The organism is Okeania hirsuta (assembly GCF_003838195.1).
Classification (GTDB): Bacteria; Cyanobacteriota; Cyanobacteriia; order Cyanobacteriales; family Microcoleaceae; genus Okeania; species Okeania hirsuta.
Map to the genome: position 1 here is coordinate 1 of NZ_RCBY01000221.1, position 11,615 is coordinate 11,615.

Here is an 11,615-nt window from a genome sequence, read left to right on the forward strand (position 1 = left end):
AGAAAATATCGTCAAAAAATATTTTATTCAAATTGCCGAAGCTTTACAATTGGTTCATGCCAATAATTTTCTGCATCGCGATATTAAACCGGATAATATTATTATTAATTTCCTAGATAAAGCTATCCTAATTGATTTTGGTTCCGCTAGAGAATTTTTGGCAGGTTTCACTCATAAAATGACCTCTATGTTGACGCCTGGATATGCACCAATAGAACAATATACTAACTTCGGAAAACCCAATCCTAGTGCAGATTTATATGCTGTTTGTGCTTCAATTTATCATGCTTTAACAGGTAAAGTACCAGTAACATCATCTGCTCGATTAAGTTCAGAAACTTTGATTTATCCACGGCAAATAGAACCATCAATTCGTCCTCAAACAGAACAAATTATCTTAAAAGGAATGAAGATGAATATAGAGGAACGTTTTCAAAGTGCTGAGGAATTAATTAATGCACTTAAAGGTAAGTTTATTTCTCAACAATTAAGTCAAGCTAGACAGATTTTAAAACAAGGAAATTTGACAGAAGCAGTCACAACTTATCAACAATGTTTGTTAAAAGAACCCGATAATGGTATTGCTGCTGTAGAACTGGCAATGCTGTTAGTTTATATTGACGATCGCCAAGCTATTTTTGCTGCTAATCAAGCTATTAAAATTAATCCAAATGATGGTAGAGGCTATGGAGTTTTAGGGCTAATTAGTTGTCGTCAAGAAAATTGGGTGCAGGCACTTCAACAGTTAAAAAAAGCTGTAAATTTATCTCCGGAAGAATCTTGGATACAGGCTAACTATGCTTGGAGTTTAGCAAAATTATCTAGATGGAAAGAAGCATTAATAGTATGCGATCGCTCCTTGAAAATAGATAGTAATTCTGCTTTTGCATTAGGATTAAAAAGCTGGATTTTAGCTAATCAAAAACACTGGTAAAAAGTCATCGGTACTATTCGTCCTGCAATAAAAAATTCCCAAAAATATAATAGTAGCGATGGGTAAGCATTCAGCAGTCAGCTATCAGCTATCAGCTATTGCTTTTAGTTTTAGATAAAAGCTTTAATAATTGAGGCAGAATTTATACTTACTACCAAAGTCGGCTGTAAAGTCTATATTAATTTGAACCTCCTCATAAGAGCTGAGAGCTGACAGCTAATAGCTGAATACTTACAGCGATGGGCAAAAATTACTTTCTTGGTTATACCCTTCTTTGATGTTTGCTATAGACCAAGAATTACTAGGTAAAACTACTCCAGATATAGATAAATGTATTGAATAATGTATTGAATAATTTATTACTAAATTGCCTAACAGTAGTTTTGCTTGGGGATGCAAAGGTTGGAAACTAGGCTGCAAAAATCAATGGCAAGAGGCTATTATTTCTCTAGAAAAAGCTACCAATTTATCTGATATTAAATCTTGGATATTTTTAAATTTAAGCATTGCTTATGAACATCAGGGAAACTATCAAGCTGCCATTCAAATATATAAAAATTTCAGTCAGAATCATCAAAATGAAATTGCTCTATTTCGTTTAGGCACTTTCCTTGGTCGTCAACAACAATGGTTACTCGCTAAATCCTTCCTAGAAAAAGCAATTAAAATAAATCCAAATTATGCAGAAGCTTATCATAATTTAGGGTGGGTGTTGTTAAATATTAAAAATTCTCATGGAGAGATTCAAAACTTACAAGCAATGGAATCAGCTTATGGTCAAGCTATGGAGCTTTATGAACAACAAAATAAGTTAAATTTAGCTAACAGTATTAAACAAGCATTTCAAGTATAGCTGGTCACTACAAATACGAGGCATTTTTAACCAACTTGCCCATAAATGATAGTTGGGCAGAGAAATGTCGAGTATGAAAAATTAACTCCTTACACCTCTAAGAATAGAGAATATACCCATAAATAGTTATTTTAGGTTAAGAAAAATTAGATATTTTGCTTCTCTGCCCATTGTTTCAACTCTTCTAAAAAAGAAAGTGTTGTTTTCCCAAAATCAGTGATTTCGTAGGTTACAGCAAAAGGTCTTGTACTAATTACCTCACGCTTAACCAAACCATCATTCTCCATCTCTCTTAGCCTTTGAGTTACCATCTTTTTGCTTGCTCCGCCGAGTTGACGAGCTAAATCCCCAAAACGTACGGGTTTATCCTTGAGATGCCAAAGAATAGATCCTTTCCATTTTCCACCTATAAGCCTCATTCCGCGTTCAATTGGACAGGGTGTAATACAAGGTTCAATTGCCTGCTTGCGACCTAGATTGTCGGTTTCAATTTCAATCTTATAACTCATTTCCCACCTGGTTACTAAAAGTATACTAGTTGACTATAGTAACTTAATTTTGTATCTTTCAATTATGGCAGTGAGAAATACCAAATAAATCAAGGCAAACTAATGAAAACTCTGCTCTTAATTTTAGGTAAAGAAACTAACGAATTTGCTAAAGGTAACTATAATCAAAGTCTTTTTGAGATAGCAGTAGAAACTTTAAAAGCTCGTTATAACATTTTGACTACTATTGTTGAAGAAGGCTACGATGTTCCAGAAGAAATCGCCAAGTTCAAACAAGCTGATGCAGTAATCTTTCAATATCCAGTTTACTGGTTCATGATGCCATCAACCTTAAAACGATACCTAGATGATGTTTATGCTTATGGTGAGTTTTTTGCGTTTAGTGGTGGTGAATATGGATCGGGTGGACTGATGAAAGGTAAAAAGTTTATGCTCTCTACTACCTGGAATGCACCCATCGAAGTCTTCAATAATAAGAATCCGAATAGCTTTTTTGAAGGGCGATCGGCAGAAGAAGTATTGCTACCAATGCGTAAATCTCAGGAATATTGTGGTTTAGAGGAGTTACCTCATTTTTCTTGCCACAACATTATTAAAAATCCTCAATTTGAGTCCGATCAAGAGCGGTATATTCTTCATTTAACTAAAGTTTTTCTCGATTTCAATCCTTTTATAAACGCAGACACTCAACAAGTAGCATCTATAGTCAGTAATCCTGGTTAATGCTCGATTTATCCTCGAAAAAACACTATTGCAGGATGGCGGAAATAACTGACCAGTTACAAAATCCGGCGTTGGTAAGTTAAGCTATGATATTAATCTTAATTACTTAGGAGTCAGGAGTCAGGAGGAAAGAAAGAAGAAGAAATAAGGAATAGAAGGAGAAAGTTTTTTGTTTGCGCTCTTATCCGGACAATATATCATACCTCTTTTCACCAACGCCCAAAATCCTAAAACAATTACAAATCAATACTTTTGACTTTTGAATTTTAACTTCCGCGTAGCGGCACTATTAATTTAAAACTGAGAAAAGATCGTGACCAAACAACCAGATATTCATCTTTATACAGCTTCTACTATGAACGGATGGAAGCCAGTAATTTTTCTTGAAGAAGCTGAAGTTGAGTATGACATGACCTATATTGACTTTTCTAAAAAGGAACAAAAGTCAGATTGGTACATGAAGCTCAACCCAAACGGACGTATTCCAACGATCGTAGACCGGAGTAATGACGATTTTGCTGTTTTTGAGTCGGGTGCAATTCTCTGGTATTTGGCGGAAAAATATCAAAAGTTTCTCCCTCAAAATGAAAAAGCTCGCTCTCAAACACTTCAATGGTTAATGTTTCAAATGGGTGGCATCGGACCAATGATGGGACAGGCGATGTATTTTCAAAGGATTGCCGAACCACAGGGACATCGAGATGAGTTTGCTATAGAGCGATATGTAAAAGAGTCGCGCAGGTTACTGGAAGTATTGGATAAACAACTTGAAGGTAAAACCTTCTTGGTGGGAGATGAATTTACGATCGCCGATATCGCTACTTATCCTTGGGCGAGATCCTACTACTGGGCAAAGGTTTCTGTAGACGGACTGAACAATCTTCAAGCTTGGTTTGACCGTATTGACGAACGACCTGCGACCCAAAGAGCTTTAGAAAAACCCAAACCCGTACCTGAGTTTTTTGGTCGGGGTGATGTTGATACTGCCCAAGCTGCCAATGCAGCTAGATTTAAGGATAACTGATGCACCAACTCCAATCCTAGTAACCAATAGAAAATTAGAGACAAAGAGTAAAGATAATGAGCGAAAAACTATACACTGTTGCCGTATTGAAGGCTCAACAGGGAAAGTTTGACGAGCTAGTTGCGGTTCTAGAAGAGCTAGCAAGACAGAGTCGCCAGGAAACAGGGGCGTTGCAATATGGGTTTTATCGTAACCAAGAAGATCCTAACACCATACTATCTTTTGAAGAGTGGCAAGATACGGATGTTGAATCTGCACATTGGGAAACACCCCATCTTACTTCAGCGGTTGAAAAATTCAAGGACATTTTGGATGGCGAACCGATCGTCTATAAAGGTCATCAAATCATCTAAGTTTGTTTCATAAATCAAAGTATTTTTTCCAAGAAAGGAGATTTCTCATGAGTAAGACAATTTTAATGACGGGTGCAGGTTCGGGATTCGGTAAAGGTACGGTGCTGGGGTTGGCAAAAAAAGGTCATAAGGTAATTGCTACCTGTGAAAACTGGCCTCAAGTCACTGAACTCAAAGCAGCAGCAGAACAAGAAGGTGTGGAAATTGAAGTCGCTAAGATGGATCTGCTGAATAAAGAGGAACGCGAATTTGTGTTTGAGAAATATGCCGACGATATCGACATTTTAGCTCCCAACGCAGCTACTGGTGAAACGGGTCCAATCGCTGAAATTCCTGTCGATCGAGTACGTCGCGTATTTGAGGTGAATGTATTCTGCACGCTAGAATTTATTCAGCCCTTCGCTCGTCATTTTGTCAAAAAAGGCAAGGGAAAAATTATCTTTACTTCTTCGATTGCAGGGTTTTCCACCTTCCCATTTCTCGCACCCTATTGCGCATCCAAACACGCCCTCGAAGCAATTGTGCAGTTGATGCGTGAGGAAATGGAAGGTACTGGAGTACAGATTGCAACTATTAACCCCGGTCCATTTCGTACTGGCTTTAATGATCGTATGTACGACACCCTCGACCAGTGGTACGACCCCGAACGAAACTTCACCTCAGAGAAGCCAGTTCGCGATACACAGCAACTATTTGCGGGGGAAGATTTGCAACTCGACCCTCAAGGAATGATTGACTTCATGATCGAGACTATTCCTCAAGACCATCATAAATTTCGCAATGTTTATCCTCCGCGTTTTATTGAGGATGTTAAGAAGTATCAGGAAAGCTTGTGGGATATTAAGGTTTAATATCATGTCTGGTTAAACAGTTATAAATAAATGATAGAGTCCTCAGGAGTCAACCCACCCCTCGCCCCTCCCCCTCCCAGGAGGGGAAGTCAGGAGTCAGGAGGGAAGAAAGAATAAAGAGGAGGAAAAGGAGAAAGTTTTTTTATCACTAATTATCCGGACATGATATTACTACTTTAGTTAACTTTTATCGTCGAAAAATTTGTGTTTTCAACCTTTATTCTCAGTTTAATACCAATTTGATAAATGTTTGCTACAAATCCTGGAACTGTTTCTAGTAGTCAATAGTCAGTAGTCAGTAGAAAGAGCTGTTATTATCATTTTTGACCCTGAAATAATTCTATTCTGCTAAATATATATCTGACTTTAACCATTTTTGTTGACCAAACTATTCGTAACATTCTTTTTTCAAAATGGTATAATTTATTGCTTAAAGTGGTTCCCTAATTTTATATTTAACTTCCTCATTTATTCCACCTATCAAGCAATCAACATAAACATTACTCCTTCTACCTGGTGTACCATCAACTTCTGACCAATTCACTGTTTCTCTTCTAATACGAATCTCGCTAAAATTTTTATCAGTATAGTCATACATACATTCTCCTTCAACTGTCAATATATAATTCTGTCTTTCGTTTTCTTTTGTACTTTTAAAATCTGATAAATGATACTTTAGCTCAAACTCTATAGCTAGTTTCTTTGTAGCCTCTGTAATAAATGCTGAAAATGAAGATAAATCTTGAGATAATTCTACTATTTCAAAACCTATCTCTCGATCCAAGCGAGGAATTCTTTCTTTATCTATTCCCAGAATAATATTTGTTTTATCCAATTCTGGTACATTAGATTTAAGCCGATCTAAACATGATTTTAAATCTTTATATATAAACACTTCTTGACCTAAAGTTTTGCACTCTTCATAGAGATTCTTAGCAAGACGACTATAGTTTTCATTTCTATTCTCAAAAAAACCTTTATCTTGAGTTACAAAATGAACTTCGTAATTTTCTTTTAGTAGAGAAAGAATTGCTTCCCAAATAGCAGAATCTTTAAATTGTTGATTTTTTCCATTAGGTGGTGTTCTTTCATCTACCCGCTGAAGTGCTGACTTAGCCTGTTCAAAAGTAAACGGTACTCTTTTAATCCACGGCTCAATTTCTTTCATTCTGCTTTCTATAGCATCTTTAATTTTACTTTCGTCTGGTACTTGGTAATTAGAGCGTTTTCCCATGATAATTTCAATTTTTTTTAAATTAGAGTTAATTTGTTCAACAGCTTTACATCCATCTTTAATTGTATGTTTTAAGACTTCATTTTCTATAACTTCTGGTAATCCAAGATAGCCATTATTTTGTTTGAGACAATAAAGTAATGCTCCTCCTAAAGGCGTTTTTAGTAAAATATTAGAATCTTGTATCCATGTATTAGTATCAATTACCACACAGAGTTTTTTTGAATTCTCTTCCATTCTTATAAAATGTGTAATTAACTTGTTATTTGTACTGATTTATATGACTATGCTTGATGCTTTTGAAGATATTCTCCCCAGAGCTTATTATCAATGTCAATTTTTAGCAATTGTCTAATAGTCTGTAATGATTAAGAACTTTTAGTTAACTCTTTTAATGAAGTATTTTAACTGTTTAAATTCATTGAAATTACCTTTTTTATGGGAGCATATAAAAATTAAAACGGAATTTCTTCATCAAAATCAGACTCATTTTCCCGTACTTGAGACTCGGCAAAAATTGCCTCTGCCTGTTTAATTTTTTCAAAAATTGTAGCTCTAGAATAAGGTCGTTTTTTCATCAGTCGATCAATTTTGTATTTAGCTTTAATTGCCTCTCGATATTCTTGAGAAATCGCTTCTTCCGGCCAATTCAGATCGCTAGCTTTGATAACTGGTAGCCGAGAACCTAATTTTTCTATTGGCATTTCTGGTAATCGTAGGAGAAAATATTCTCGCCTACGTTTTATATTTTCAGCTCTATTTTCAATTTCTACTAATACACCTAATAACTGACTAGGATGATGTTCATAAATAGCGACTATAACCTCAATATCATCTAAGGGAATACCTAAACTTTTTGCTTTAGCTAAAAATTCATCTGGAATATGATTTATTATCGGAGGATTAATGGCAGCAGAGATTTCTGCCATAGCTTTTTTGATAGTTTCTTGAGCAAATTCAACTGTTTGATAATTAGCTTGATTTGTCGATTTTTCACTGACAATATATTCTAATTTTTGGGTAGCATTTGTTAACAATTGAATTGCTTTTTTAAGATGTGCGTAATTCATTTTTACCGAAAAATTGTGGGTATGTGCCTCCTCTTTTAACGATCACTTATAAGGAACTCCTGAAGACCTTGTGGGACCCACCCCTAACCCCTCCCAGGAGGGGAAGGGGAGCAGGGGAGCAGGGGATAAAGGAGAAAGAATCATAGTAGATAGGAAAAACTACTTAATTTATCAAAAAAAATGTACTTTTTAATACACTTTTTATCTGACAAAAACCTTTTAAAGACTTGAACATAACTTGTATATAATGTCTACGTTTTATGTTAATAAATATGTTGATAAAGCAGAGCTTTTTAATAGGATAAAAAAAGATAATTTTCAAGATTTAAAGCCTCCTTATTGCAGAGGTATTAATAACTAATAACTAATAACTGATAACTGATAACGGATAACTGAAATGACTATTCAATAGCTTCTAATTCTTGTGTTGATTGCCATCCAGGTTTCCAAAGAGAACGGTCTTTTAGTTGTTTAGCATTTAACCAAAATCTCACACTAGAGTCACAGGAAGCTACCATTTCAGCAAATACCCATTGACCTTGATTTTTACGATTTACTACTTGGAAATGTCGCCATCCCCAGGTTTTTTGATTGGCTGTCCATTTTGAACCAACAAGATAAGGAAACTTTTGTTTTTTTGACATTTTTATTGAAGAAGGAAGAAGGAAGAAGGAAGAAGGAAGAAGGAAGAAGGAAGAAGGAAAAATCTTAAATTTCTTAGTTTGACAGCGCTTTTCAGATTGATGAACCACATCATCATAACAAAAATCGTTTAAGGGGAAATGGCCATTCGCCTCTACTGTGGTCTACTGAAATAAAAATTGCTGTAAGCTTTTAATTTCTCCTAACCTTTCCTTCAACTGCTATAAGTCTAAGCGCATTTCATTATTTTGATCAAAGCCAAGATGAGAATATAGAGGTTTACCTTGAGACGAAGCATGAAGAATAGCTTTAGTACAATTAATAGATTTAAGATAAGCGATCGCTTCTCCAGTCAATTTTTTAGCAATTCCTTGACGGCGATAATTTGCTTCAACATAAACACCCCAAATATAACCATATTTTCGATATTCCGGCTTGAGAATATTTGGATACAAACCAGCAAATATTTGACAGCTAATTGAACCAACTATTGTATTATTTACTTCAGCAATAAAACTTTCATAAGATAGTTCTTTTCTAGCATTATCAATATGCTCTTTTGTAATTTCTAACCAGTTAGATTCAATAGAATCAGTAGGTACGCCCATATCTTGCCACATTTTATAAAAATGCTCGGCAATTATATAATTTTCTGATAGATTTGCTGTTCTGATATTAAGATTTTCTAGCATTGAAATTCAAAAAGAAGGAAGAAGGAAGAAGGAAGAAGGAAAAAAAGATTTAGGACTAACCTTGTTGGAAAAATTGGATGGGGATAGTTATTTCAGTTATCACTTGCCATAGTTACCGAATAATTAAGGTTTAAAGTATCTCCTTTATAAATAAAAAATTAAAAATTAAAACTTAAAAGCAATATAAAAATTGTGCTACTTACCAAATAGACATCTCCAAAAATCAAAAAGAAAATCAATTATTATCCATAAATTATCAATTACTCCCCTCCTGGGAGGGGGAGGGGCGAGGGGTGGGTTCCCTGTTCCCTGTTCCCTGTTCCCTGTTCCCTCTTCAATCAATTCTAAGATTAAAAGGCAAACGAGTATAAATTCCATAAGGGTCATTCATAGCTCTCAAACTAGCTAACTCCTGCTGCAACTTTTGAAATTCTGCCGTCAGTGGGTCTACCGGAGAAGTAGATATTTCAGCTTCCGCACCAGAAAGACTGCGGAAAATTCTTTGCTCCAAACTACGAGACTTAGGATATTCTTCAACTTTCCAACTATCCCCCAATTCCGCTTTTTCTGCCGCAAACTTAATCGCACCCTCTATTCCAGTAATCTCATCTACCAAACCTAATTCTTGAGCATTAACACCAGACCAAACTCTACCTTGAGCAATTTCAGCTACTTTCTCCTTTGGTAAATTACGAGCAGTTGCTACATTTGTAATAAAACGCTCATAAATTGAATCCACCATATTTTGAATTAACGCTAACTCCTCCTCCGTTTTAGGACGAGAATTATTATTCAGATCGGCAAATTGACCAATTTTCACTGTATCCCAAGTAATGCCATTTTCATTGCCTAGATCTTGAATATTGAACAAAACACCAAAAACTCCAATTGAACCTGTAATAGTAGTAGGTTCAGCGAATATTTTGTCTGCATTCATGGAAATCCAATATCCACCAGAAGCAGCTATATTACCCATAGATACAATTATAGGTTTTTGCTCCCTTGTCAGTTTGACTTCTCGACCAATAACTTCCGATGCTGAAGCACTTCCACCAGGACTATTCACTCGCAAAACTACAGCTTTAACTTTGTCATCAAATCGCAGTCGTCGCAATTCTTTTGCTAGGCGATCGCCTCCTATTTGCCTAGGAGTACCCGTACCATTAACTATTTCTCCCTCAGCGTAAACTACAGCAATTTTGTTTTTGCTTTTAACATCTCCACTGGCAACTTCTGCAACTTTTGGTACTCTGGTATAGTTGTTGAGACTAATTTGTGTAAAAGTTTTGTCATCCTCTTCTTTGCCAGTTAGCACTTTGAGTTCACTTAGCACTTCATCATAGTAGTCAACTCGGTCTACTAATTTACTATCTTCCGCAGCATCCGCCATCAAAATTCCCTGCTCATTAGCGATCGCCTGTAACTGCTGTATTGTTAACCCCCGACTGGGGGCTATTGTTTGCAGGTATTTACCCCAAATATCCCGTAACAATTGGAGATTTTGCTCTCTGTTTTCTGGACTCATTGTTTCTCGGATAAAAGGTTCAACCGCAGACTTATATTTACCCACCCTCGTTACTTGGACTCCAATACCAAATTTATCAAACGCCCCACTTAAGAACATAGTCTGTGAACTTAAGCCATTGAATTCTATAGCACCGAGAGGGTTAATCACAATTTCATCTGCTACCGAACCTAAATAATATTCTCGCTCTGTCCAGTCTACATCGTAGGCAATGATTTTTTTACCTGTTTCCCGGAACCGTTGAAGTGCCTGACGTATTTCTTGTAGATTTGCCAGTCCTGTTCTTCCTGGTGTACTGCTACCTTTAATGTAAAGACCGATGATTTTTTCATCTTGGGCAGCAGTATCAAGAGCATTAATTGCTTTTCGGAGAGTAATAGTTGCAGGTTGGTCCCCAGAGAGAGCTTCTTGAAGTGCTTCCCCGGTAGTGGAGATGGGTCTGGTGTCTGTAATATTCGTAGCGAGGTCGAAAACTAAGACCGATTTATCTTTAACTTGTGGGCCGATGTCTTTGGCCTTACTCGCGATGGAACCAACAAGAAATATTAGTCCGCCAAATCCTAAGCCGACAATTAGAGCAATTCCTAGTAAACTGCCAATCAGGCTGGCAAAAGTATATTTGAAGAAGTCTTTCATGTTTTCAGGTGGTTGGTTTTGGGTTTTTGGTGGTAGGTGGTAGGTTTTAGTCAAATAAATTAGGACTTACGCAGTACAACTTAATTTTCGTCCGAAGCGACCGACAGGGTTTGCGGAGCAGTCCGGAACAGAAAGCAATCTCAAATCCTAGTTTTTCGTACCTCATGCGTAAGTCCTGTTGGTTATTATAGCGTTTTCATCTGGGTGGTAGGTTTTAGGTTCAGGCGTTGCTGATTTAATGTATGAAATTCAATTAGTGGTAAATTTTCACCCAAAACAATAGTGGAAATTATACCTATTTCTGACTCTAAAGTCATTGGAAAATTCCTTTCTACCTACTGACTCAGTCCTCGGTCTTCCTGTGAAATCAAATCCGGTTGAATACTTATTATATAGTTGGGGGAGATGGGGAGATGGGGAGATGGGGAGATTGAAGTGTGGATAGAATTATCAGGACTTACGCAAATTGACTTTTAAAGCACCATTTGTAGGGGCGTTAACGATAGTTATGCGAAGCAAATGGTATTTGCTAACGCAAAGCTCCGAATGGCGCCCTCGCTATATGTAGA

General features: G+C 36.4%; 13 protein-coding genes. 6 read left to right on the top strand and 7 right to left on the bottom strand.

The annotated features are described in order from the left end of the window. Positions 1-934: protein kinase domain-containing protein (locus D5R40_RS25590; protein ID WP_153183508.1), on the top strand; the 934-nt coding region annotated here is incomplete at its 5' end. A gap of 367 nt (positions 935-1,301) precedes the next feature. Next, positions 1,302-1,787, top strand: coding sequence for a tetratricopeptide repeat protein (locus D5R40_RS25595; protein WP_124147773.1), 486 nt, complete (start codon positions 1,302-1,304; stop codon positions 1,785-1,787). Between the two features lie 146 nt (positions 1,788-1,933). Here the strand turns inward: D5R40_RS25595 and D5R40_RS25600 are convergent, their stop codons facing one another. Continuing rightward, positions 1,934-2,296, bottom strand: a complete 363-nt coding sequence (locus D5R40_RS25600; protein ID WP_124147774.1) for a winged helix-turn-helix transcriptional regulator — start codon at positions 2,294-2,296, stop codon at positions 1,934-1,936. A 102-nt stretch (positions 2,297-2,398) separates the two neighbouring features. Between D5R40_RS25600 and D5R40_RS25605 the strand changes: the two genes are divergently transcribed. The 4 genes from D5R40_RS25605 to D5R40_RS25620 all read left to right on the top strand — a co-directional run bounded on the left by D5R40_RS25605 (position 2,399) and on the right by D5R40_RS25620 (position 5,247). After that, positions 2,399-3,019 (top strand): NAD(P)H-dependent oxidoreductase, encoded by a 621-nt coding sequence (locus D5R40_RS25605; RefSeq protein ID WP_124147775.1) that lies wholly within the window; start codon positions 2,399-2,401, stop codon positions 3,017-3,019. Positions 3,020-3,332: 313 nt separating this feature from the next. Beyond that, entirely contained in the window at positions 3,333-4,043 is a 711-nt protein-coding gene (locus tag D5R40_RS25610) for a glutathione S-transferase family protein (protein ID WP_124147776.1), read from the top strand. A 56-nt stretch (positions 4,044-4,099) separates the two neighbouring features. Then, a complete protein-coding gene (locus D5R40_RS25615) occupies positions 4,100-4,396 on the top strand; it encodes a putative quinol monooxygenase (protein ID WP_124147777.1) in 297 nt (98 codons plus the stop codon). A gap of 47 nt (positions 4,397-4,443) precedes the next feature. Next, positions 4,444-5,247, top strand: coding sequence for an SDR family oxidoreductase (locus tag D5R40_RS25620; protein ID WP_124147778.1), 804 nt, complete (start codon positions 4,444-4,446; stop codon positions 5,245-5,247). Between the two features lie 430 nt (positions 5,248-5,677). Here the strand turns inward: D5R40_RS25620 and D5R40_RS25625 are convergent, their stop codons facing one another. The 6 genes from D5R40_RS25625 to D5R40_RS41440 form a co-directional block, all read right to left on the bottom strand. Beyond that, a complete protein-coding gene (locus D5R40_RS25625; RefSeq protein WP_124147779.1) occupies positions 5,678-6,718 on the bottom strand; it encodes a PIN domain-containing protein in 1,041 nt (346 codons plus the stop codon). A gap of 218 nt (positions 6,719-6,936) precedes the next feature. Beyond that, positions 6,937-7,551, bottom strand: a complete 615-nt coding sequence (locus D5R40_RS25630; protein ID WP_124147780.1) for a hypothetical protein — start codon at positions 7,549-7,551, stop codon at positions 6,937-6,939. 401 nt (positions 7,552-7,952) lie between these two features. Beyond that, positions 7,953-8,195: a TIGR02450 family Trp-rich protein gene (locus D5R40_RS25635; protein ID WP_124147781.1), complete on the bottom strand. Its 243-nt coding sequence runs from the start codon at positions 8,193-8,195 to the stop codon at positions 7,953-7,955. A 219-nt stretch (positions 8,196-8,414) separates the two neighbouring features. After that, on the bottom strand, positions 8,415-8,885 hold the full coding sequence (locus tag D5R40_RS25640) for a GNAT family N-acetyltransferase (RefSeq protein ID WP_192901225.1): 471 nt from the start codon (positions 8,883-8,885) through the stop codon (positions 8,415-8,417). A gap of 334 nt (positions 8,886-9,219) precedes the next feature. Further along, entirely contained in the window at positions 9,220-11,046 is a 1,827-nt protein-coding gene (gene sppA / locus D5R40_RS25645; protein WP_124147783.1) for a signal peptide peptidase SppA, read from the bottom strand. A gap of 185 nt (positions 11,047-11,231) precedes the next feature. After that, entirely contained in the window at positions 11,232-11,363 is a 132-nt protein-coding gene (locus tag D5R40_RS41440; protein WP_282433664.1) for a hypothetical protein, read from the bottom strand. Positions 11,364-11,615: the final 252 nt, after the last annotated feature.

What these genes read in the sequence shown, in the direction of transcription:
- D5R40_RS25600 (WP_124147774.1), bottom strand. Translation starts at nt 2,296, where the DNA reads ATGAGTTATAAGATTGAAATTGAAACCGACAATCTAGGTCGCAAGCAG.
- D5R40_RS25605 (WP_124147775.1), top strand. Translation starts at nt 2,399, where the DNA reads ATGAAAACTCTGCTCTTAATTTTAGGTAAAGAAACTAACGAATTTGCT.
- D5R40_RS25615 (WP_124147777.1), top strand. Translation starts at nt 4,100, where the DNA reads ATGAGCGAAAAACTATACACTGTTGCCGTATTGAAGGCTCAACAGGGA.
- D5R40_RS25620 (WP_124147778.1), top strand. Translation starts at nt 4,444, where the DNA reads ATGAGTAAGACAATTTTAATGACGGGTGCAGGTTCGGGATTCGGTAAA.
- D5R40_RS25625 (WP_124147779.1), bottom strand. Translation starts at nt 6,718, where the DNA reads ATGGAAGAGAATTCAAAAAAACTCTGTGTGGTAATTGATACTAATACA.
- D5R40_RS25630 (WP_124147780.1), bottom strand. Translation starts at nt 7,551, where the DNA reads ATGAATTACGCACATCTTAAAAAAGCAATTCAATTGTTAACAAATGCT.
- D5R40_RS25635 (WP_124147781.1), bottom strand. Translation starts at nt 8,195, where the DNA reads ATGTCAAAAAAACAAAAGTTTCCTTATCTTGTTGGTTCAAAATGGACA.
- D5R40_RS25640 (WP_192901225.1), bottom strand. Translation starts at nt 8,885, where the DNA reads ATGCTAGAAAATCTTAATATCAGAACAGCAAATCTATCAGAAAATTAT.
- sppA (WP_124147783.1), bottom strand. Translation starts at nt 11,046, where the DNA reads ATGAAAGACTTCTTCAAATATACTTTTGCCAGCCTGATTGGCAGTTTA.
- D5R40_RS41440 (WP_282433664.1), bottom strand. Translation starts at nt 11,363, where the DNA reads ATGACTTTAGAGTCAGAAATAGGTATAATTTCCACTATTGTTTTGGGT.